We start from the raw sequence: 22494 nt of genomic DNA on the forward strand, positions 1-22494 counted from the left end.
GTTTTGTGGTAGGCATTTTGGGCCCCCTAAGGTTGATGATCGATGAGAGCCCCTGAGAAGACTTCCGATCAGCCGCGCCCCGAATCTGCCCGCGGACCCGTTTTTGTTGATCCCTCGGGCCGGCGCCTGCGGCAGATCCAATTGCTCGGACTGGGGGTGGTTGGGCTGGTGGCGGCTTACGTCATCCTGGTGCTGGCCGCATTTCTTGGCGGTTCAGGGGTTTCCGCGCCTTTCCTTCCGCTGCCGGCCGCTGCCGGGCCGCGCGAAACTCCAGCAAGCCCGCCGCCTGTGGATCCACGGGCCGGCTTGACCGGGCCGGCTACTCCGGTTTTTGAGCAGTCCCCGGCGGACGTCCCGCTGCCTGCTTCTGCTGTTACTGCCGTATCTCGGGTAGCGGGTCCCGCCGTCGTGCCCCCTGCGCCAGCCGCTCCTGCCCCCGCCGCTGCTCCGGTTCCGGCCCCACCGGCAGCGGCCGGGACCGCCGCCGGTTCCGGTGCAACTGCCCCGGCTTCCAGCGGAACAACCCCGGGCTCCCCTGGAACGGCGCCGGGCTCTAGCGGAACGGCGCCGGGTGCCAGCACCACCGCCCCCGGTGCGAGCGGCTCGGCCCCGGGCCAGAGCACACGGCCCACAGCCCCTGCACACCAGTAGGATGATCCGCCTGAATAAGGGTTCCCGGCCCGCCAAGAGCAACGTCCCCGCCAATGTCAAGGCGCATTGGTTTGTCCTTCTCGCCACCCTGATGGCCCTGGGCCTCGCCCTCGTAGTGCAGGGATACATCCATCACCTGGGCGGAGCGCCGGGGGATTCCCTGCCGGCGGACAAAGCAGCAGGCTCCGTCCCCACAACGCTCGCGCACGGCGGCCCCGTGGTGGATTCGGGAGGCGGTGCCGTCACCACCGTGAGCCCGCCGGACCGGACCATTGCCCTGACGTTCGACGACGGGCCGGACCCGGTGTGGACCCCCCGAATCCTCGACGTCCTTCGGGAACACCACGTCCATGCCACCTTCTTCGTCGTTGGCTCCGCCGCCGTGGACAATCCGGACCTTCTGCGCCGCATTGTGGCCGAAGGCCATGAAGTGGGTGTCCACACGCTGACCCATACAGACCTCGGCTCAGCCCCGGAGTGGCGCCGCGAACTGGAGGTGCAGGGCGGACAGGATGCGATTGTGGGGGTCACGGGCCAGGCGGCCTCCCTGCTGCGTCCGCCTTACACGGCCGGCAACGGCGCCATAACGAACGGCATGTGGTCGGCGATGCATGGACTGGCGGATGAAGGCTACCTCACCGTGCTGAGCAGCCTGGACAGCGAGGACTGGCAAACCCCGGGCACCAAAGCGATCGAAGCCAACCTGACACCGCCGGGCCCGCAGGGGCAGGTGGTCCTCATGCACGATGGCGGCGGCGACAGGGAACAGACCGTCGCCGCGCTGGACTCCACACTGTCCCGTTTCGCCGAACAGGGCTACCGCGTCACCACGGTAGGGGACGCCGTAGGCGTTGACACCATGCGACCCGCCTCAAGCATCGAACAGCTGCGCGGATCTGCACTGGTATGGGGCATCCGCCTCAGCGACTTCGTAGTCTGGGCCATCTCCCTGGGGCTCGTTGCCGCCGGCGTGGTGACCTTGCTCCGGGCCGTCCTGGTCATGTTTTTCGCGGCGCGCCACAGCCGTGCCGCACGCCGCCTACCTTCAGCCGGCCGCGGCCGCCGACGGGTGGACGTGATGGTGGGCCCGGCGGTCACCGAACCGGCAACAGTGATTGTCCCCGCCTACAACGAAGCCGCCGGTATCGAAGCCGCCGTCCGGTCCATCCTTGCTTCCACCCATCCGGTTGAGGTCATCGTGGTGGATGACGGTTCCACCGATGGAACCGCGGACATCGTTCAGGCCCTCGGCCTCCCCGGCGTGACCGTCATCCGCAAGGAGAACGGCGGCAAACCGTCCGCCCTGAACGCCGGCATACAGGCGGCCAGCCACGATCTGGTGGTGATGGTGGACGGGGACACCGTCTTCGAGCCGGACACGGTGCGTGCCCTGATCCAGCCCTTCGCCGATCCCCGCGTGGGGGCCATCTCCGGCAACACCAAGGTGGCCAACCGGGGTGGCATCCTGGGTGCCTGGCAGCACATCGAGTACGTGGTGGGCTTCAACCTGGACCGCAGGCTGTTCGACGTCGCCGAGTGCATGCCCACTGTCCCCGGCGCCATTGGTGCCTTCCGCCTCGAAGCCCTCCGCAACGTGGGGGGCGTCAGCGACGATACCCTGGCCGAGGACACCGACCTGACTATGGCACTGTGCCGCGACGGCTGGCGCGTGGTCTACCAGGAGGACGCCAGGGCCTGGACGGAGGCGCCCGCAACGCTTGGCGCCCTCTGGAAGCAGCGGTACCGCTGGTGCTACGGCACCTTGCAGGCGATGTGGAAGCATCGGGGCGCCGTCGTGCAGGGCGGGGCAGCCGGAAAGCTGGGCCGCCGCGGGCTTGGCTACCTGCTGGTCCTCCAGGTGCTGCTTCCGCTGTTCGCGCCCATCGTGGACGTCTTTGCCCTGTACGGCCTGGTTTTCCTCGACCCCCTGCGGATCGCGGCTTTGTGGCTGGTCTTCCTGGTGGTTCAATTCCTGATGGCGGCGTACGCGTTCCGGCTGGACCGGGAACGGCTCGGACCGCTTTGGACGCTTCCTTTGCAGCAGTTCGTCTACCGGCAGCTGATGTACCTCGTGGTCATCCAAGCAGTAGTCACGGCCGTGGCCGGAGTCCACCTGCGGTGGCACCGGATGGAAAGGTACGGCAGCCTGCGCGTCCCGCAGACCCAGGGCCAGGCCTAGGGTAAGTTCCTTCCTATAGGATTCGTGGGCTTCCCGATCCGGGACGCCGCCCGCGCCGCCGCTTTCCGGCGGCGGCAGGCATCCGAATGCAAAGGAGCTCCATTGGCTGGCGAACTGACCATCGGCGGGCTGGAGTGCCTCTTCACGGGCACGGTGTGGGCCGAGGGACCGCTCTGGGTGCCCTCGTCGCAGACCGTGCGGTGGAGCGACATTCCGAATGACCGCATTCTTGAGTTCGATCCCGCCACCGGGGGCACCCGGGATTATGCCGTTGGCGTTGAATACACCAACGGCCGCACCCTCGACGCCGATGGCAGCGTGGTGCAGTGCAGCCACGGCCGGCGCCGGGTGGAGCGGGACACCGAAGGGACCGTAACAGCCCTGGTGGATTCCTTCGAGGGCCGGCGGCTGAACTCACCCAACGACGTGGTGGTGGCCGGCGACTCCAGCATCTGGTTTACGGACCCGCCGTACGGCATTCTGCCGGGAACAAGGGAAGGCCACGAGGGCGAGCAGGAGTACGGCGGCTGCAACGTCTTCCGCTTCGAGCCGTCCACCGGAACGCTCACTGCCGTCATCACGGACCTGGTGCACCCCAACGGACTGGCTTTCTCGCCTGACGAGTCTGTCCTTTACGTTGCGGACACCGCCGGTTCCAGTTATGGGGTACCCCTGCGAATCGCTACCTACAGTGTGGGCCAGGGCCAGTGTTGCGACCGGACCGGCACTTTGGAGCTGGAGGACGGCCATCCGGCAGACGGCTTGAGGGTGGACGTCGAAGGCAGGATCTGGACCTCGGCCGGCCCCTCGGTCCGCGTCTATTCACCGTCCTTTGAACTCCTGGACACCATCGCCGTGCCGGAAACGGTGTCCAACCTGTGCTTCGGCGGTCCGGACGGGCAGGACCTCTACCTCACGGCAACCACCAGCCTGTACCGGATCCGCACCACCACCACGGACGCGGCCGCCCGCACCTTTCCGCCCAACCCCAACTGATCGCGAGGACTCCCATGCAGTACCGGACTTTAGGAAACAGCGGCACCATCGTCACCAACTACGCCCTGGGCACCATGACCTTTGGCGCAGAGGCGACGGAGGAAACCTCCCATGCCATCCTGGACAGCTACTTCGAGGCCGGCGGCAACTTCATCGACACCGCGGACGTATACAGCGCGGGAGTGTCGGAAGAAATTATTGGCCGGTGGCTGGCCAAGCGGCCCGAAGCCAGGGACAGCGCTGTGGTCGGCACCAAGGGGCGCTTCCCCATGGGGACGGCACCGAACGACGTCGGGACGTCCCGCCGGCGCCTGACGCGCGCCTTGGACAATTCCCTCCGCCGCCTGGGCGTGGAACAGATCGACCTTTACCAGATGCACGCATGGGACCCGATCACCCCGCTGGAGGAGACCCTCCGTTTCCTGGACGACGCAGTGGGTAGCGGCAAGATTGCCTACTACGGTTTTTCCAACTTCCTGGGCTGGCAGCTCACCAAGGCCGTCCACATGTCCCGCAGCGAGGGCTGGAACCCGCCCGTGAGCCTGCAGCCGCAGTACAGCCTGCTGGTCCGGGACATCGAGTTCGAAATTGTTCCGGCCGCGCTCGACGCCGGAGTTGGCCTGCTGCCTTGGTCGCCGCTGGGCGGGGGCTGGCTGTCCGGCAAGTACAAGCGGGACCAGCGCCCGTCCGGTGCAACCCGGCTCGGCGAAAACCCGGAACGCGGGATGGAGGCCTGGAAGGCGCGCAACGAGAACCCGCGTACCTGGGCAGTTCTGGACGCCGTTGCGGACATTGCCTCAGCCCATGGCGTCAGCCATTCGCAGGTGGCGCTCGCTTGGCTGGCGGACCGGCCTGCCGTGACCTCCGTGATCCTGGGAGCCCGCACCACTGAGCAGTTGGCCGACAACCTGGCCGCCGCCGGACTGGAACTCACTGCAGACGAAATCTCCCGTCTTACGCAGGCCAGCCAGCCTGCAACCGGCGTCTATCCCTACGGGCCCATGGCCCAGGAGCAGCGCAGCCGCAAGATGGAGGGCGGCCGGTAGCACCCCCGGGACAGGCCGGGGGAGTGCTTGGGCTTACTCTGTATGCCTGAGCACGTCCGGCAGTTCGTCCACATACACCGTTTGTGGCGGGTCGAAGTAGATCACCAGCACTTCAGCGCCCACCGGGAAGTCACTGGCCTTGTCGAACGGGTGGGCGTGGAAGGCCATGATGCCGCCAAGGTAGGGCAGCATGACCTCGCCGATGGTGCCAGGGCCGATCCGCCCGGTCACCCGGCCGATCTTTCCGGTCAGGCTGCGGTCAACGTTCTTGCGCATCCAGTGATCCTCAAACCCGCTAGGAGCCCTGTGCCCTGGCCGGGCGCTTGGCGTCTTCACCCTTACGCAGCGCGGACGCGAGGGCGGGGAGGTAGTCCCCTGCCTGGGCCAGGATTCCGCCCAGCATCTGGTTGACGCCCTCTCCGCCGTTCAGGACGGTCATGTTGCCCACGTGGGAGAAAGGCTCGGCCGCCGCGGCAATGATGGCCGGCATGTTCTCGGCAAGCTGCTGGGATATGACTGCGTCCTGGTTCGTGCCCAACGCTTCGGCGCGCGCCTTGATGCCGTCCGCCTCGGCGAGTGCCTTGGCCTTGATCGCGGAGGCCGCGGCATCACCCTTTGCCCTCGTGGCGGAGGCTTCGGCTTCGCCGGTGACCTTGGTGGCCCCCGCCGTGGCGGCGGCTGCGGTGGCGTTCGCCTGGGCCAGCAGCTCCGTCCGCCGGGCGTTGGCCTGGGCTTCCAGCTCGGTCCGGCGGGCCAGTGCCTCCGCGGCGCTGATGTCCGCGGCCTTCTTGCCCTCCGCTTCGGTCCGAGTGGCGTAGGCCTTGGCATCGGCCGGCTTCCTGACAATGGTTTGGAGCTTCTGTTCCTCCCGGTCTGCCTCGAGTTTGGCCACCTCCGTTTCCTGGACCACCACCTGCTGCCTTGCCGTCGCTTCGGCCAGCGGCCCGGCCTGGGAGGCGTTCGCCCTGGCGCGCTCAGCGTTGGCCTGCGCCACGGACTGCCTGATCGCGGAAGCGCTCTGCGCGTCAGCAATCAACGCTGCCGCCTCCGCCTCCTTCTCCGCCGCTTCCCGGTTCCGGGTGGCCTCCGCGATCCGGGCCTCCATCTTCACCTGGGCGATATGCGGCTTGGCGATGTTCTGGATGTAGCCCGTTGGGTCCTGGAGGTCCTTGATCTGCAGGGAGTCCACCACCAGGCCCAGCTTTTCCATTTCCACCCCACTGGCGCTGCGCACCTGGGAAGCGAGCTTGTCCCGCTCGCGGATAATCTCTTCCACGGTCATGCTGCCGATGATGGAGCGCAGATGGCCCTCGAAGACGTTATATACCTGGCTTTCCATTTTTGGCTGCTGGCCCAGGAAACGACGGGCCGCGTTAGCGATAAACGGTGGGGCATCACCAATCTTGTAAATGACCACGCCCTCCACAACGACCTGGATGCCCTGGGAAGTAACGCAGGAAACCTTGAGCTCGGTTTCATTCAATGTCAGCGACAGCGGCCGCACTGTCTGGAGGCCGGGCAGGACCAGGGCACCTTTGCCGGTGACAATCTTGAAGTCCATTCCTTCCCGGGTTTCCAGGGTTCCGCGGGTCAACCCGGAGATTATGAGGGCCTCATTGGGTTCGGCTACTTTCCACATCAGCTTTGTGGCCACCCAGATAAAGGCAATGGCAAAAAGTACCCCCAAAATAATGGAAATGAGCGGGAAGAACGGCGCAAAGTCCGGCATAACCAGATCCTTTCAATGCCCTGAAGTGTCATCAGGGAAAAGCCCCAACAAATGCAGCCGTCCATTTACCGCAGCGTTGAAGTGCCCTCAATTCCGACGTTCAAGGCCAGCTGTTGTAGACAGTCTGGTTGGGCCCCGCCCAAGAGTCCAGAGATGGGCTGATATTTGCCTGCGGCAACGGAAAAAGGCTTACGACGGAGGCACCCGGCTACCGTCGCCAGGTCTGGGCCGCCGGGGCGGACCACGTCAAGAGGGGAGGCTTTTCTCCAGGTAGCCAAGGGCTTCGCTGGCCGCCCTGGCCGCGTCCGCCACCGCCGGACCCAGCCGCCCGACGTCGTCCGGTCCAACGCGCTGGGTGGGAAACCCGACGCCCAGGACCGCAGCGAGGCGCCCGGAGTGGTTGAAGACTGGAGCGCTGATGGAGCCCACGTCCGAGTTCCGCTCGCCAAAGGCCGCATAGTAGCCCACGGCTTTCGCGTTGCTGACCTGGCTGTCGAGTTTCTCCCACGTATCCGGCGTCGCCGCGGTATAGCTGGTCAGCTCCGTGTCCTCGAGGGCACGGCGGGCTTCGGGATCGAAGGCGAGGAAGATCTTTCCCGGAGCCCCGGCATGCATGGGCATGACTTGCCCCACGAGGAAGGGCCGCATCACCACGTGACGGGTTTCGGCCACTGCAACCACAGTGCGGAAGGCGCCGTCCCGCATGTACAGGCAAGCCGTCTCTCCGGTCCGGTCACGCAGTTCCTGCAGGAAGGGATGGACCAGCCGGACCACATCGAGGCCGAAGGTTCCGGGGGTGGCCCACTGGACCAGGCGCAGTCCGATCCGGTAGCGGTCCCCGTCGCGGTCAAGGAACCCTTCGCGCACCATGTTCTGCACCAGCCGCTGGCATGTACTTGGCGGCAGTCCCGTCTCCCGGACGATCTGTTGGAGAGTCGGTTCCGGGAATTCAATGGAAAAGCAGTTCAGAATCTCGCTGACTTTGCGCAGCACCAGGAGGGGCTGCGCGGATCCGCTGCTTCGCTCTGACGCCAACGTCTTTATCCCTTGCCTCGACTCGATTTTGCCGGGTGTGCGTCGTCATTCTATGGCGCCGCACACTGGCAAGATAATCGTTGACATAGGCAACAAGGACCCGCACTATGGGTTGGAGAACCGCATTGCGGGTCCAGCGGCCTAATTTCGGAAGCCGATTTATCCGATATTCGAAGCCAGGCCGGCGCCCTGCTACATCTGACCAATGGAGTGATGATGAGTATTCAAGGAGTGACCCGGGAGCAGGCCGTACGGCGCGCCACCGTGGCGAGTGTGGTGGGTACAACCATCGAGTGGTACGACTTTTTCCTTTATGGGACTGCCGCCGCGCTGGTGTTTCCCCAGCTGTTCTTTCCGGGCCAAGTAGCCTTTGCCGGTGTGCTCGCCGCTTTCGGCACGCAGTTTGTCGGCTTCGTGGCCAGGCCCATCGGCGCGGCCATCTTCGGCCACTTCGGTGACCGGATTGGACGCAAGACGACGCTCATGGCCACGCTTTTCCTCATGGCCTTTGGAACCGTGCTGATTGGCCTGCTCCCGACGTACGAAAGCATCGGCGTTGCCGCGCCGGTCCTGCTGGTACTGCTGCGCATCATCCAAGGCATCGGCGTGGGCGGCGAGTGGGGCGGTTCGGTGCTGTTGAGCATGGAATGGGGCGACCAGGCCCGCCGCGGCCTGTCCGCCTCCTGGCCGCAGATCGGGGTGCCGCTGGGGCTGGTCCTGTCCACCGGCGTTGTCCGGCTGACAACTGCCGCCACCGGCACCGAGGGATTTGTGGCCTACGGCTGGCGGATCCCCTTCATTCTGAGCATCATCCTGATTGGTGTGGGCCTGTTCGTTCGCCTGCGCGTCATTGAAAGCCCCGAGTTCGATGCCGTCCGGCAGTCCAACAAGGTGGTCAGGGCCCCGATCATCGAGGTGATCCGGAGGCAGCCCAAGGAAATCCTCCTCTCCGCCCTGGTGCGCACGTCGGAACAGGCACCGTTCTACCTGTTCATCACCTTCGTTATCACGTACGCCACCAAGCAGCTGAAGCTGGACAGCAACTCCATCCTCGATGACACGCTGATTGCGGCGGCGCTGGGCCTGATCAGCGTGCCACTGTTCGGGCGGCTTTCAGACCGTTTCGGCCGGCGCCGCGTCTACGGAACCGGCATCGTCCTCACGGCGCTGTTTGCCTTTCCCTACTTTGGACTGTTGAACACCCGGGACGCCCTGTGGGTGGGCGTCGCCGTCGTGGTCAGCCTGATCCTGCACGACATCCAGTACGGCCCGCAGGCTGCCCTGATTGCTGAAAGCTTCGACACCGACATCCGTTACACCGGCGCCGGGCTGGGATACCAGCTGGCCAGCGTGATCGCAGGTGGCCCCGCGCCCCTGATCGCGGCGGCACTGCTGGCGAACTACGGCAACTCGACGTCGATCTCGCTCTACATCATCCTCTGCTGCGTCATCGCCATGCTGGCCCTGATCTTCCTGCCCAGGGCCAAGGGGGCGCTGGCCAAGGACGCCGCTGCCGCCGCGGCGCCCAGGAACCTCTAGGCCGGATGCGGTCTGACTTCGACCCCGGACAGCTGGGTCCGCGGGAGTTCTACGAGTTCCTGACGTCGGTGGTAGTTCCACGTCCCATTGCCTGGGTTTCGAGCACGTCCCCGGCGGGGGTGGACAACCTGGCACCCCACTCCTTCTTCACCGTTGCCTCGGTGGACCCTCCGATCATCCAGTTCACCTCGGTCGGTGAAAAGGACTCGCTGCGGAACATCGAGGCGACGGGGGAGTTCGTGGTGAACCTTGCTCCGGCGGCGCTGATCCAGGAGGTCAATGCCACCGGGACGAACTTCAGTTCCGACGTAAGTGAGTTTGATGCCGCGGGGCTCACCCGCGAGCCCAGCGCAGTGGTCCGGCCGCCCCGGGTCAAGGAGTCCCCGGCGGTCCTGGAGTGCTCCCTGCACCAGACGCTGCGGATGGGCGACTGCGTCCTGGTGTTCGGGCTGGTGGTGCACGGATCGGTCTCAACCGGGGTGCTCCGAAGCGGCCACCCCGATGTCACCGGGCTTGATCCGCTCTCAAGGCTTGGCGGTGATGAGTGGGCCACCCTGGGGCCCATCCAGGACCTTCCGCGGATCCGGGCATCCCAGTGGCCCGGCCGCTTCACGCCGCGCACCCCGCGGCGCCCGGATTAAGTGCAGCGGGGAGGAAAGCCGACGTATGGCCGCCACCATAGGTGTTGAAGAAGTGGAATCTGTCGCCACGCTCTCCTTCGGCAGCGGGCAACGGCTCAATGCCCTTGGGCGCGCCGAGTGGCAGGAGCTGGGGAACGCAGTCCACCGGCTGGCAGCCATGCCGTCCCTGCGCGCCGTGGTGGTGCGGGGCAGGGGAGGAGTGTTCTGTGCCGGCTTTGACGTGCGCGAATGGGAGGGGCGGACGGACGCGGAGATCAGCCGGACGTTCGACGTGATTGAGGCCGCCCTGCAGGCGCTCGAGGACTTGCCTGTTCCCACCGTGGCTGTTGTGGAAGGAGTGGCTGCCGGCGGTGGCTGCCAGCTCGCCCTTGCCTGCGACCTGCAGCTGCTCACCCCGTCAGCCCGCATTGGCATGCCTGTGGCACGCCTGGGCCTGCTGGTACCGGCCACCTTTGCCAACCGCATGGCGCTGCGGATAGGCCCCTCACGAACCAAGGACCTTCTTTATGGCGGCCGTATGCTGACCGCTGACCAGGCCTGGTCCACGGGCCTGGTCACCACCGTGGCCCCTGACCAGGACGCGGATGCGGCGCTGGAGGCGATCCTCGACAACTGGAAGGAAGTTTCAGCGGCTTCCCTGCGGGCCTCAAAGGCAGCGGTGAATGCGGGTCTGGGCCTGCTGACGGACGCCGGCCGCCGGGCAGCACCGGGGCCCGCAGTGGATCCCACCGAGTTCCAGGGCCGGGTCAAGGGCTTTCTGTCCCCTCAGCGAAAAAACCTGTAGACAACGCTGGTCAGGGCTTGTCCCGGTGTGAGGGGCGCACCATTGGAAGCGGCCGCTGCGGCGCTTCCAGGACGGTGACCTCAAGGGGCATCTGGTGCGTCCGGCGCAGGCTGCCGCGCAGGACGTTGTGCAGTCCGTGCGTCACCAGCCTCCGCCGGGTCAGGAACCGGAATTCCGCCCTGTCGGAGGTCACCAGGTCCACGATGGGCCATGCAGCTTCGTCGGCGCTCTGGCCCCACAGCCCGACGACCAACGGCAGGGCGCCCAGGCGATGCTGGTACCCGGGCTGGGAAGTCACCCGGCCCAGGAGGTCGGTCCGCACCAGCCCTGGGTTCATGCCGTGCACCCGGACGCCGGTGCCTTTGGTTTCCAGCCGCAGCGTCTCCGTGAACTGGCGGACCCACCGCTTGCTCGACGCGTACGCGTTCTGCAGGGCGACGGGGCCGCGGTCGCCCTGACCGTACAGGTTGACCAGGTCGCCGTGGCCTTGGGCAAGGAACACCGGCAAGGCCACGCGGGCCCCATGAAAGGTCCCCAGGATGTTCGTTCGCACCACGTGCGTGAAGTCGGCCACGGGCGTGGAGGCCGTCGGCCCGAACACGCCGGACACGCCTGCATTGTTGATCCAGATGTCCAGCGTTCCCCGGTTAAGGGCCTCGTCCCGCAGCGCCTCGACGTCCCCTGGTTCTCCGGTGTCGCAGCGCCTCCCCGACGCCGCGATGCCTTCGGCCTGCAGGCGTCCGACGGCGGCAGCAACGCCGTCGGCCGACCTGGACGCCAGCACCACCGTTGCGCCGTGCAGGCCCAGTGCGCGCGCCATGGCAAAGCCGAGGCCGCGGGATGCGCCGGTCACTACCGCCACGCGGCCTCGAAGCACGTCTCTGGCAAGGGCGCCGCGTTGTAAACGCATCCCTCAGTGATACGCGCCGGCGGGGAGGAGGGCAAGGGCTGCCGGCGGCTAGCGGTTCTGGCCTGCGGAGCGGGCCTGGAGTGCGGCGGCCAGGTAGGGTGCGGTGCGGCTGGTGGCAGAACGCGCGACGGCGGCAGGGCGGCCGGCGGCGACGATCTGCCCGCCGGCGTCGCCACCGGCGGGCCCCAGGTCCATTACCCAGTCGGCGGCGGCCACCACATCCATCTCATGTTCCACCAGGATCACGGTGTTGCCGGTGTCCACCAGCTGGTTGAGTTGGGCCATCAGGAGTTGGACATCCGCTGGGTGCAGTCCCGTGGTTGGCTCATCCAGCAGGTACAGCGTGTGCCCGCGCCGGGCGCGCTGCAGTTCCGTGGCCAGCTTGATCCGTTGCGCCTCGCCGCCGGATAGTTCGGTGGCGGGCTGGCCCAGCCGGAGGTAGCCCAGCCCCACGTCCTGCAGCGTCTGCAGGGAACGGGCGGCGGCGGGAACGCCCGCCAGGAAGCCGGCGGCGGCATCCACCGTCATGCCCAGCACCTCTGCGATGTTCCTGCCCTGGTAGGTGACCTCCAGGGTTTCCGGGTTGTAGCGCGAGCCATGGCAGTCCGGGCACGGACCGTAGCTGCCGGGCAGGAAGAGCAGTTCCACGGCCACGAACCCTTCGCCCTGGCAGGTTTCGCAGCGCCCGCCGGGCACGTTGAACGAAAAACGCCCGGCCCCGAACCCCCGGCTCCTGGCAGCATCGGTGGCAGCGAACTCCTTGCGCACGGCGTCAAACAGTCCGGTATAGGTGGCCAGGTTGGAGCGCGGGGTGCGGCCGATGGGTTTTTGGTCCACCTTGACCAGGCGGTCGATCCGCTCCAGGCCGGTCACGGTGCCCACGGTCACGGATCCGTTGTCTTCGCCCGGATCCGGTTCCTGCTCATCGGCTGCGGGCCCGGTCCCGGACACGGTCCGCAGTGCTGCGCCGGCCACGCCCGCCAGGACCTGGCTGACCAGGGTGGACTTCCCGGAGCCGGAGACACCGGTGACCGCCGTCAGCACGCCGAGGGGAAAAGCCGCATCCAGGTTGCGCAGGTTGTGGCGGTTCACACCGCGCAGCTCAAGCCAGCCCGCGGCCTCCCGGGGCCCACCCTTGCCGGCGTCAGCGCCGCCGTCGGCCGTTGCCGCTTGCCGGGCCTTGTTGACCCGTCCCTCCTGGAAGAGGAAGGGCCGCGTCACGGACTCCGGCACCGCTTCCAGGCCCTGCACCGGGCCGCTGTACAGCACCTTCCCGCCGTCTTCGCCCGCACGGGGCCCCACATCCACCAGCCAGTCCGCGTGGCGGACCAGGTCCATGTTGTGCTCCACCACGAACACCGAGTTCCCGGATGATTTGAGCTGGTCCAGCACGGCCAGGAGGGGTTCGGCGTCCGCGGGATGCAGGCCTGCGGACGGTTCGTCCAGCACGTAGATCACGCCGAAGAGCCCGGAGCGCAGCTGCGTGGCAATCCGGAGTCGCTGCATTTCGCCTGGCGAAAGCGTTGGCGTGGACCGGCCCAATGCCAGGTAGCCCAGGCCAAGCTCCAGCAGCACGTTGATGCGCTGCAGGAGGTCGCGGGTGATGGCCACTGCCACTTCGTTGGACTCGGATGCCTGCTTTCGGGACGCGGTCCGCGCGGCAGCCAGCTCCGTTGTGGGGCGGATAAGCTCCGCCAGTTCGGCCATGGGCACGGCATTGAGCCCGGAAATGGTGTGGCCGGCAAAGGTCACCGCCAGGGCTTCTGGCCGGAGGCCCGTCCCGCCGCAGCGGGGGCAGGGTCCCGTCACCATGAACCGCAGCACCTTCTCCCGCATGGCAGGGCTCTTGGAATCCAGCAGGGTGTGCATGACGTAGCTCTTGGCGCTCCAGAACCTGCCTTTGTAGGGCTTGGCCACGCGGTCCCGCTGCGGCGTCACTTCCACCACGGGTTGTTCTTCGGTGAACAGGATCCAGTCGCGCTGCTTCCGGGGCAGCTGGTGCCAGGGTGTGTCCACGTCGTAGCCCAGGTGGGTCAGGATGTCGCGGAGGTTCTTGCCCTGCCAGGCGCCGGGCCAGGCCGCGATGGCGCCGTCGCGGATGCTGAGGGACGGGTCTGGAACCAGTGAGGCTTCACTGACGGTGTGGGCAGTACCCAGTCCGTGGCACTCCGGGCATGCGCCGGCCGCGGTGTTGGGGGAGAAGGCGTCCGAGTCCAGCGAAGGGGCCCCGTCAGGGTAGGCGCCTGCGCGGGAGAAGAGCATACGCAGCGAATTGGACAGGGTGGTGACGGTTCCAACGGTGGACCGGGAGGTGGCAGTGCCGCGGCGCTGCTGGAGCGCGACGGCGGGCGGCAGCCCGGTGACCTGTTCCACCTTGGGGTTGTGCCCCTGCTGGATGAGCCGGCGGGCGTAGGGCGCCACTGATTCGAAGAACCGGCGCTGCGCTTCGGCGTAGATGGTGCCGAACGCGAGGGACGACTTGCCGGAGCCGGATACGCCGGTGAACGCCACGATCGCATCCCGCGGCACGTCCACGCTGACGTTCCGCAGGTTGTTTTCCCGGGCGCCACGAACCCGGACAAACCCGTCTTCGGCGTGGCCGGCCGCAATGGAGGGTAGGGTCAGTTCGTCGGAGTTCTGTTTGGCGTACACCGCTTCGACTGTAGTGCCGATCCGGAGATGGCCGGAATTTCAGGACCTGTTGGGCCGGCGCGGACGGATTTACACTGAAGCATTCCGCGACGCTGGCAGGCCGGGGGAAGCTGGCCGGGGAAGAAGAGATTAACTACATATTTGGGAAAGGCCGGCCATGGGCAACGCGTCGCAGGGAGCTAACAGGGCAGTATCGGAGGCCGCATCCGCGAGCCGCAGCCCGGCGGTCCGCATGTTGGCCCGGGCAGGATTTGTCTTCATTGGCCTGGTCCATATCCTGATAGGCGTCATTGCCCTGCAGCTGGTCCAGGGCCGGGGCGGCGAGGCCGACCAGTCGGGGGCGATTGGAACCTTGGCATCCAAGCCCGGTGGCGGCATCCTGCTGTGGGCCGGCGCCGTGGCCTGCGGCGCACTTGCCTTGTGGATGCTCAGCGAAGCCTTTTATGGTGCCCGCAGCGAGACTGAGTCCAAGAAGAAGGTGAAAGAGGCGGCCACCGCCGTGGGCAAGGCCGTGGTGTTTGGTTTCCTGGCCTTCACCTTTGCCGTCTTCGCCGCCGGTGGCAGCAAAAACTCCAGCCAGTCGGCCAGCGACTTCACAGCAAAGCTGATGGGAGCGCCCGCCGGGGTGGTGTTTGTCATCGTCGTGGGGCTGGCGATCGTCGGGGCCGGCGTCTTTTATGCCTATCGGGGTGTTTCCCGGAAGTTCATGAAGGACCTTCAGGATCCGGGAAGCGCCCGCACGGCTGTTGAGTGGCTTGGAACAGTGGGCTATGCGGCCAAGGGGGTGGTGCTTGCCGCCGTCGGTGTCCTGATTGTCGTGGCGGCAGCCACAGCCGACCCGTCCAAATCCTCGGGCCTCGACGGCGGCCTGAAGGCCCTCGGCTCACAGCCTTACGGTGTGTTCCTTCTCGCCGCCATCGCCGCCGGACTCATCTGCTACGGCGTGTATTCCATGGCACGGGCACGCTACGGACGGTTCTAGACCGAGCCTTTCCGGTCCAGCCAGGATTACGGGGCCCCAGGCGTCCGGCCGCGTACGGCGGCCAGGGCCGCGCCCAACGGGAGGCGCACTGCAGGCCCGTGGCCGGGGAGGATTACCGACGCGTCCACTCCCTCCAGTTTCCGCAGGACGGCCAGTGCCTCTGCAGGGTCTGAGTGATACATCCTGTGCAGCATCTGCGGCCCGCCGCTCCGGCTGATCGGGTGGCCAGTGACAAACGAATCACCGACGGCGATGACGCCGGCCGCTGGAAGGAGGAGTGCCGCGTTGCCTGGGGTATGGCCGGGCAGGTCGACGGCTTCGGGCCTGCCGGGCAGGGCCCGAAGAGAGGCCGCGTCCCATGCCTGTGCCCCGGAAACAGGCTTGGCCGCCAGCGCCCCGGCCTTGATGGCGTGCAGCATCCAGCGCAGGACGCGGGGCCGCCATGCACGGCGCAGTACCTGGGCAAGGCTGACCTGGTGCTTTTCCGTTCCGCGCACATGGGCCAGTTCCCCGGGGGCGCACAGCACGGGGGTTCCAAACTCCTCGGCGAAGTACGCGGCCGAGCCGGTGTGGTCCACGTGGCCGTGCGTGACCAGCAACGCAAGGGCGTCGGCAGGGTCCAGGCCCAGGTGGCGCAGTGAGGCGAGTACGTGGTGGCGGTCAGCGGGGTAACCGCTGTCGATCAGGATGAATCCCGTCCCGTCCCGGACCACGATCCAGTTGGCAGCCGGCCCTTCAGCGAAGTAGACGCCGGGCGCCTGCACGGACAGGCCGGCTGCGGGGTTCGAGGTAGTTTGCTGCTGCACGGGTCAAGGGTAGCTGCTCAAGCGCGGGACGGCCTTGTGCACGCCTGCCCCCAACGGAGGCCGGCGGGGTACCTAATGCCCTAAGGCTTCCTGTGCAGTCGCTGTGCATCCTGTTGATTCTGGTCACCTTCGCCCTACAGTGAACCCACAATTGCCTACGATGGGACACGGACAATCAACAGATCAGCGGCAGCGAGTCAGCTGCCGCTACGCATTTCGAGGGAGGAGGCAGAACCCATGCACCACAACGCGCATCCCGGGCGCCTTCTGGCAGCGGGTGGTCTTGCCCTTCTCCTGGCCATCACATCCGGAAGCGCCGCCCAGACCCAGCCATCCGCCACGGCGGTGCCTCCGGTCCGCGTGGTGGTGGTGGGGGACTCGCTGAGCACCGGCCACGGTACCTCTCCGCAGCAGGCCTGGCCTGCGCTGATGCGGAAGGATCCGGAGGTGGCCGGCCTGGAAGTCGTCAACGCCGCCGAGGACGGAAGCGGCTATCTCAGCCTGGGCGACTACAACGGAACCTTCGGCAGCCAGGTTGAAGATTTCGTCACCCCGGACACGGGGATCGTGGTCTTCTTCGGATCTGAGAATGACCTTGGCTACCCCCCGGCCGATTTAGGCAGCGCCGCCCTGGCCGCCATGGACCGGGCGGAGACCCTGGCCCCAGAGGCCAGGATCATCGTGGTGGGCCCGCCGTCGTACACCACAACCCCGGATCCCGGGCTGGTGGACATCAGCGACCAGCTCAAGTCCGCTGCCCTGCAGGCCGGCGGGGAGTTCGTGGACCCCATCGCCGAAGGGTGGATCAGCGACGATTTTGACGATCTCATTGGCCCGGACGGCGACCATCCGACCGTTCAGGGGCAGCACTACCTGCTGGACCACATCGGCGCCTACCTTGAGCAGGCAGCCCCGGCGGCTGCAGCGGCACTGGAAGGGCGCCAGGACCCGCGCAAGCCTGCAGCCTAGGCCCACGGACAGGACCAAAAGGCCCGGGACAAAAGTGCCTGGACTGCCCACCTAGACCAAAGGCCAGGGGTAGCGCATGCCCGTGCGGTCCACGGGGAGGACTCCTTCCTGCAGCATGCGCTGGACCCGGCGCTGGAGAGCGGCCACCTCGGCGTCGTTGAGCAGCTCGGCCAAATCCGCCGGCACCGCGGTGGCCAGGGGGCTGATGTCATCGAGCAGGGCCTCGGGAATGGGGTCGCCGGCGAAGTCCCAGATCACCGTCCGGAGTTTGAACGCGGCCGAGAAGCACAGGCCATGGTCGATGCCCCAGATATGGCCGTCGGCGCCGCGCAGCACATGCCCGCTTTTCCGGTCCGTATTGTTCGCCACGTAGTCGAACAGGGCGATCCTCGCCAGTGCGCCGTGCGTTTCGGGGGAGTCTTCGTACAGGGTGAAGTAGTGCTCCCCGAGGTCGCCGTCGATGAACCACTGCAACGATCCCACCCCCAGCGGTGCGTCCGTCCGGACCACTGTGGGTGGGACGATTCCCCACCCCAGTGCTTCGCTGAGCAGGTACGCGGCGCGTTCCCGGCGGTGCAGGCCGGCCTCGAAATCCGCGAGCGGACGCTCGCCGGCAACTGGTTTGTAGACTGCCCAGGCGGAGTCATCCCCGCACGAAAGCTCCGCGAGGAAGGTGGCGTTGCTGCCGCTCATGATGCGGCCGAGCAGTTCCACGCGGCCCTCCGTGAGGAGGGTCAGTTCACGTTCAGGCACCACGGGCTCCATGCGGATGCACGCTTCGTCACGGCGCCCTCAGTCCGCTAAGGGGCTCCGACGTCGAATTCACCGTGAGTACGGCGGGTGCCTGGCCGTCGGTGTAGGAGATTGCCGAGACCGACGCCGGGCTGATCATGATCCGCTGGAAGAGGTCCAGATGGGTGCCCAGCGCGTGGGCCACGGCAGCCTTGATGGGGTCGGCGTGGGAGAAACAGACGACGACGGCACCCGGGTGGGCAGCCCGGAGGGCATCCAGCGTGCCGACGATCCGGGCCTGCATTCCGGAAAATCCCTCGCCGTTGGGAAAGCGGAAAGCGGACGGGTTGTGCTGGACGGTTTGCCACTCCGGCAGGCCGGTCAGGCCGGCGAGCGCCGCACCGGTCCAGTCGCCAAAGTCGCACTCCAGGAGCCCGGCATCTTCGCTGACGGTGAGCCCGGCACGGGCAGCTGACGGCTCGGCCGTCTCCCGTGCCCGTTCCAGCGGCGAGGAATAGATGGCGTGCACGGGCAGGCCGGAAAGGCGTTCAGCCACGGCGTCGGCCTGCGCGCGGCCGCGCTCGGAAAGGTGCAGCCCCGGGGCGCGGCCGGGCAGGACCGTACCAGTGGTGGGCGTCTGGCCGTGGCGGACTAAAAGGATCAAGGTGCTCTGTGTCATTGCGTCTAAGCGTAGCCGCGAGGGGACCCCGTGCCGAGCTTGCGAGGCGCGGGGAGCGGCAAGCGTTACGGCCGGCCCCGGGGAATCTGGAGGAATCTCTCGATTAGCCGCAGGGCCGGGCTTACGGTAGAGAGGTGACTGATCGCCCCGATATCTACACTGTTGGTGAACTCCGTGCGGCAGGCTACGTCCTCAAGGACCTTCGCCACGAGATCCGCGACAATCTCCTCGCCGCCCTGGCGGAGGGGCGTGACCCGTGGCCGGGCCTGTACGGCTTCAGCAGGACGGTTATTCCGCAGCTTGAGCGGGCGCTGATTGCAGGCCATGACATTGTCCTGCTGGGCGAGCGCGGCCAGGGCAAGACCCGCCTGCTCCGGACCCTGGCCGGGCTGCTGGATGAATGGTCCCCCGTGATTGAGGATTCGGAGCTCAACGAGCATCCGTTCGAACCGATTACCGAACAGTCCCGTACCCGTGCCGTCACCGAAGGGGACCGGCTGCGGGTTGCCTGGCGGCACCGTTCGGAGCGCTACGTCGAGAAACTGGCAACGCCGGACACATCGGTGGCAGACCTCATCGGCGATGTGGACCCCATGCGCGTGGCCGAAGGCCGGCGCCTGGGCGACCCCGAAACCATCCACTACGGCCTCATCCCGCGCTCCAACCGCGGCATCATCGCCATCAACGAACTGCCGGACCTTGCCGAACGCATCCAGGTGGCCATGCTCAACGTCATGGAGGAGCGGGACATCCAGATCCGCGGCTATGTGCTGCGCCTGCCGCTGGACGTGCTGGTGGTCGCATCCGCCAACCCGGAGGACTACACCAACCGCGGCCGGATCATCACGCCGCTGAAGGACCGCTTTGGCGCGGAAATTCGGACGCACTACCCGATCGAACTGGAAGACGAGGTCTCTGTCATTAGGCAGGAGGGCCGGCTAGTGGCGGATGTCCCGCCATTCATCCTGGAGATCCTGGCCCGCTACACCAGGGCGCTGCGGCAGTCGCCGGCGATCAACCAGACATCCGGGGTTTCCGCCCGGTTCGCCATTGCCGGGGCGGAAACCATCGCGGCCGCGGCCCTGCGGCGGGCCAGCCTCCGGGGTGAGGACCAGGCCGTGGCCCGGATCATCGACCTGGAACCCGCCGTGGAGGTTCTGACCGGCAAGATCGAGTTCGAATCGGGTGAGGAAGGGCGCGAACAGGGCGTCCTTGACCACCTGCTGCGCACCGCCACCGCCGAAGCAGTCAGGGCCCACTTCCAGGGCTTGGACATGGGCCCGCTCGTGGCCGCCCTCGATGGCCACCGGACTGTCAGCACTGGCGAGCAAGTCACAGCCCGGGAGTTCCTTGGCAACCTCCCGTCGCTGAACGGCTCCGGCCTCTACGAGGAAATTGGCCGGCGCCTCGGTGCGGTGAACGACGGCCAGCGGGCCGCCGCCGTCGAACTCGCCTTGGAAGGCCTGTACCTGGGCCGGCGGATCTCCAAGGAGTCCGACGACGAGGAAACCATCTACGGCTAAGCCCAGGAGGCACCATGGCCATCCACAAACGGCACGCCAAGTACGGCCGGTACACCGGCGGCCCGGACCCGCTCGCCCCGCCGGTGGACCTGGCCGAGGCCCTCGACGCCGTCGCCGAGGACGTCATGGCAGGCTACTCGCCGCGCCACGCCCTGCAGGAGTTCCTGCGCCGGGGCGGCCGGAACCGCGACGGGCTGGACGACCTTGCCCGGCGCGTCCAGCAGCGGCGGCGCGACCTGCTCAGCCGGCACCGGCTGGACGGCACCCTGGACGAAGTGAAGAAACTCCTGGATACTGCCGTGCTGGAAGAACGCAAGCAGCTGGCCCGGGACGCCATGATGGACAACACCGACCGTGCCTTCCGGGAGATGCAGCTGCAGAACCTGCCGCCCTCCACGGCTGCCGCCGTCAACGAGCTGGCCTCCTACGATTGGCAATCCGGTGCAGCACGTGAGGCTTACGAACAAATCAAGGACCTGCTGGGCCGGGAAGTCCTTGAACAGCGGTTCGCCGGGATGAAACAGGCGCTGGAGAGCGCCACCGATGAAGACCGCCAGGCCGTGAGCGCCATGCTCCGGGACCTCAACGAGCTGCTGGACAAGCACCGGCGCGGCGAGGACACGGACGCAGACTTCCAGGAGTTCATGGCCAAACACGGCCAGTACTTCCCGGAGAACCCGCAGTCGGTGGAGGAACTGGTGGATGCCCTCGCACAGCGCGCCGCCGCTGCCCAGCGGCTCCTGCAGTCCATGTCCCCGGACCAGCGTGATGAGCTGATGCGGCTCTCCGCCCAGGCCTTCGGCTCACCCGAACTCATGGCCCAGCTCAGCGAACTCGACGCCACCCTGCAGGCACTGCGCCCGGGCGAGGACTGGACGGGATCGGAACGCTTCGAAGGGCAGGAAGGCCTGGGACTGGGCGACGGCACGGGGGTGCTCCAGGACATCGCGGAACTGGACGAACTGTCGGAGCAGCTGTCCCAGAGCTATAACGGCTCCCGGCTCGATGACCTGGACCTGGACGCCCTCGCCCGGCAGCTGGGGGAAAACGCCGCTGTGAGCGCACGTACCCTGGCGGAGATTGAGCGGGCGATGCAGGACGGCGGCTACCTGCGGCGCGGAGCGGACGGTGACCTTCGGCTGTCCCCGCAGGCCATGCGCCGGCTGGGCAAGTCGCTGCTGCGCGACGCTGCCAGGCAGCTGTCCGGGCGGCAGGGCAGCCGGGACACCAGGATGGCAGGGGCCGCGGGTGAACTGACCGGTTCCAGCCGGCAGTGGGAGTTCGGCGACGCCGAGCCCTGGGACGTCACCCGCACCATGACCAACGCCATCCGACGGACCATGGCCGACGGCGGCGACCCGGCCCGTGGACTGCGGCTCGCGGTGGACGACATCGAAGTAGCGGAGACGGAGGCCCGGACCCAGGCCGCCGTTGCCCTGCTGGTGGACGTGTCCTTCTCCATGGCAGCCGAGGGGCGGTGGGTTCCCATGAAGCGGACGGCGCTCGCGCTGCACCACCTGGTGTCCACCCGCTTCCGCGGTGACCGGCTGCAGCTGATCACGTTCGGCCGCTACGCGCAGTCCATGGACATCGGGGAACTGACGGCCCTGCCGGCCCTGCGCGAACAGGGAACCAACCTGCACCACGGCCTGCTGCTGGCGGGCCGCTTCTTCCGCCAGCACCCGTCCATGCAGCCCGTCCTGCTGGTGGTCACGGACGGCGAACCCACAGCGCACCTCCTGCCCGACGGGGACTCCTGGTTCAACTGGCCGCCGGATGCCGAGACCATCCGCGCCACCATCGGGGAACTGGACCGGCTGGGCCGCATGGGGGCTCAGACCACCTTTTTCCGCCTGGGAAACGACCCCGGCCTGGAACGGTTCATCCAGCGCATGGCGCGGCGCGTGGAGGGCCGCGTGGTGGCGCCCGAGGTGGGCGATCTGGGCGCCGCAGTAGTGGGCGAGTACCTCCGCGCCCACGTCCGCAGCGCCTACGCCGACGGCGACTGGTTCTGATCAGCCATGGGCGAGCTGATGGTGGACCTGATTATCACGCTGGACGGCTGTGCCTCCGGCGAGGGCTGGCCGGGCTGGTGGGGCCTGGAGGGTCCGGAATACCTGGCCTGGCTCCAGCAGGAGGCACGTACGGAGCGCACCTACCTGATGGGAGCCAACACCTACCGCCTCATGTCCGGGATGTCGGAGGATGCAGCGGCCGGGGGTACAGGCTACTCCGAGGACGAGAGCGCTTCGCTGACGGGCCTCGCTGCCGTTCCCAAGGTGGTCTTTTCCGCCAGCCTAACGGCGCCTCTTCAGTGGCCGAACTCCGAACTGGTGGCCGGTGACGCCGTTGAGGCCGTCAGGCGGATGAAGCAGGCCCATACGGGGCCCTTGAGTACCCTGGGCAGCCTCAGCCTTTGCCGGTCCCTGGTGGCAGCCGGCCTGGTGGACCGCTTCCGCCTGGTGGTCTTCCCCCTGATCACCGGCCGGACCGGAAGCGAACGGATCTATGACGGTTACCCTGACGTTGCCCTGGAGATGGTGGACAGCAGGACCTTTGACGGACGCCTCCAGCTGCTCGAGTACATCCCGCGCGTGATCGACGTGCCGCAATGGAGGGGACAGGCGTAGCGCCCTTGGCG

19 protein-coding genes are annotated in these 22494 nt (G+C 67.2%); 11 read left to right on the forward strand and 8 right to left on the reverse strand.

Annotated elements, in window-relative coordinates; translation table 11 throughout:
* Nucleotides 1–652: 652 nt before the first annotated feature.
* The 3 genes from ACIGJD_RS09430 to ACIGJD_RS09440 all read left to right on the forward strand — a co-directional run bounded on the left by ACIGJD_RS09430 (nt 653) and on the right by ACIGJD_RS09440 (nt 4872).
* A complete protein-coding gene (locus ACIGJD_RS09430; protein ID WP_483689287.1) occupies nt 653–2830 on the forward strand; it encodes a bifunctional polysaccharide deacetylase/glycosyltransferase family 2 protein in 2178 nt (725 codons plus the stop codon).
* A gap of 102 nt (nt 2831–2932) precedes the next feature.
* Complete coding sequence (locus tag ACIGJD_RS09435; RefSeq protein ID WP_483689288.1) at nt 2933–3826, forward strand: SMP-30/gluconolactonase/LRE family protein; 894 nt, start codon at nt 2933–2935, stop codon at nt 3824–3826.
* Between the two features lie 14 nt (nt 3827–3840).
* Complete coding sequence (locus ACIGJD_RS09440) at nt 3841–4872, forward strand: aldo/keto reductase (RefSeq protein WP_483689289.1); 1032 nt, start codon at nt 3841–3843, stop codon at nt 4870–4872.
* 33 nt (nt 4873–4905) lie between these two features.
* On the opposite strand, the gene ACIGJD_RS09445 is transcribed toward ACIGJD_RS09440, so the two are convergent.
* The 3 genes from ACIGJD_RS09445 to ACIGJD_RS09455 form a co-directional block, all read right to left on the reverse strand.
* On the reverse strand, nt 4906–5148 hold the full coding sequence (locus ACIGJD_RS09445) for a hypothetical protein (RefSeq protein WP_483689290.1): 243 nt from the start codon (nt 5146–5148) through the stop codon (nt 4906–4908).
* 19 nt (nt 5149–5167) lie between these two features.
* Nucleotides 5168–6601 carry a flotillin family protein gene (locus ACIGJD_RS09450; protein ID WP_483689291.1) on the reverse strand — a complete coding sequence of 478 codons (1434 nt, stop codon included), beginning with the start codon at nt 6599–6601 and terminating at the stop codon, nt 5168–5170.
* Nucleotides 6602–6847: 246 nt separating this feature from the next.
* Nucleotides 6848–7636 (reverse strand): IclR family transcriptional regulator, encoded by a 789-nt coding sequence (locus tag ACIGJD_RS09455; protein ID WP_483689292.1) that lies wholly within the window; start codon nt 7634–7636, stop codon nt 6848–6850.
* A gap of 216 nt (nt 7637–7852) precedes the next feature.
* Here ACIGJD_RS09455 and ACIGJD_RS09460 point away from each other — a divergent pair, with 216 nt between their 5' ends.
* From ACIGJD_RS09460 to ACIGJD_RS09470, 3 genes are read left to right on the forward strand one after another with little or no spacing between them, the layout of a single operon-like run.
* A complete protein-coding gene (locus ACIGJD_RS09460) occupies nt 7853–9175 on the forward strand; it encodes an MFS transporter (protein WP_483689293.1) in 1323 nt (440 codons plus the stop codon).
* A 5-nt stretch (nt 9176–9180) separates the two neighbouring features.
* Nucleotides 9181–9816 (forward strand): flavin reductase family protein, encoded by a 636-nt coding sequence (locus ACIGJD_RS09465; RefSeq protein WP_483689294.1) that lies wholly within the window; start codon nt 9181–9183, stop codon nt 9814–9816.
* A gap of 25 nt (nt 9817–9841) precedes the next feature.
* On the forward strand, nt 9842–10600 hold the full coding sequence (locus ACIGJD_RS09470) for an enoyl-CoA hydratase/isomerase family protein (protein WP_483689295.1): 759 nt from the start codon (nt 9842–9844) through the stop codon (nt 10598–10600).
* 10 nt (nt 10601–10610) lie between these two features.
* Here ACIGJD_RS09470 and ACIGJD_RS09475 read toward each other — a convergent pair whose 3' ends face one another.
* On the reverse strand, nt 10611–11453 hold the full coding sequence (locus ACIGJD_RS09475) for an SDR family oxidoreductase (protein ID WP_483689296.1): 843 nt from the start codon (nt 11451–11453) through the stop codon (nt 10611–10613).
* 105 nt (nt 11454–11558) lie between these two features.
* A complete protein-coding gene (locus ACIGJD_RS09480) occupies nt 11559–14162 on the reverse strand; it encodes an excinuclease ABC subunit UvrA (RefSeq protein ID WP_483689297.1) in 2604 nt (867 codons plus the stop codon).
* Between the two features lie 157 nt (nt 14163–14319).
* Between ACIGJD_RS09480 and ACIGJD_RS09485 the strand changes: the two genes are divergently transcribed.
* A complete protein-coding gene (locus tag ACIGJD_RS09485) occupies nt 14320–15144 on the forward strand; it encodes a DUF1206 domain-containing protein (protein WP_483689298.1) in 825 nt (274 codons plus the stop codon).
* Nucleotides 15145–15170: 26 nt separating this feature from the next.
* Here the strand turns inward: ACIGJD_RS09485 and ACIGJD_RS09490 are convergent, their stop codons facing one another.
* The gene (locus ACIGJD_RS09490) at nt 15171–15950 is read right to left on the reverse strand and encodes an MBL fold metallo-hydrolase (protein ID WP_483689299.1); all 780 of its coding nucleotides are present in this window, start codon (nt 15948–15950) and stop codon (nt 15171–15173) included.
* A gap of 237 nt (nt 15951–16187) precedes the next feature.
* Between ACIGJD_RS09490 and ACIGJD_RS09495 the strand changes: the two genes are divergently transcribed.
* The gene (locus tag ACIGJD_RS09495; protein ID WP_483689300.1) at nt 16188–16919 is read left to right on the forward strand and encodes an SGNH/GDSL hydrolase family protein; all 732 of its coding nucleotides are present in this window, start codon (nt 16188–16190) and stop codon (nt 16917–16919) included.
* Nucleotides 16920–16970: 51 nt separating this feature from the next.
* Here ACIGJD_RS09495 and ACIGJD_RS09500 read toward each other — a convergent pair whose 3' ends face one another.
* Together ACIGJD_RS09500 and ACIGJD_RS09505 are read right to left on the reverse strand one after the other, a co-directional pair.
* Nucleotides 16971–17672 carry an SCO1664 family protein gene (locus ACIGJD_RS09500; RefSeq protein ID WP_483689301.1) on the reverse strand — a complete coding sequence of 234 codons (702 nt, stop codon included), beginning with the start codon at nt 17670–17672 and terminating at the stop codon, nt 16971–16973.
* A 28-nt stretch (nt 17673–17700) separates the two neighbouring features.
* Nucleotides 17701–18330 carry an MSMEG_4193 family putative phosphomutase gene (locus ACIGJD_RS09505; protein WP_483689302.1) on the reverse strand — a complete coding sequence of 210 codons (630 nt, stop codon included), beginning with the start codon at nt 18328–18330 and terminating at the stop codon, nt 17701–17703.
* 134 nt (nt 18331–18464) lie between these two features.
* Here ACIGJD_RS09505 and ACIGJD_RS09510 point away from each other — a divergent pair, with 134 nt between their 5' ends.
* Genes ACIGJD_RS09510 through ACIGJD_RS09520 form a run of 3 tightly spaced genes read left to right on the forward strand, consistent with a single transcriptional unit; the run spans nt 18465 to nt 22483 of the window.
* Nucleotides 18465–19853, forward strand: coding sequence for a sigma 54-interacting transcriptional regulator (locus tag ACIGJD_RS09510; protein ID WP_483689303.1), 1389 nt, complete (start codon nt 18465–18467; stop codon nt 19851–19853).
* A gap of 14 nt (nt 19854–19867) precedes the next feature.
* A complete protein-coding gene (locus tag ACIGJD_RS09515) occupies nt 19868–21868 on the forward strand; it encodes a vWA domain-containing protein (RefSeq protein WP_483689304.1) in 2001 nt (666 codons plus the stop codon).
* 6 nt (nt 21869–21874) lie between these two features.
* Nucleotides 21875–22483, forward strand: coding sequence for a dihydrofolate reductase family protein (locus tag ACIGJD_RS09520; protein WP_483689305.1), 609 nt, complete (start codon nt 21875–21877; stop codon nt 22481–22483).
* The last annotated feature ends 11 nt before the right edge of the window (nt 22484–22494 follow it).

The organism is Arthrobacter sp. E1SS-5, from assembly GCF_057073715.1.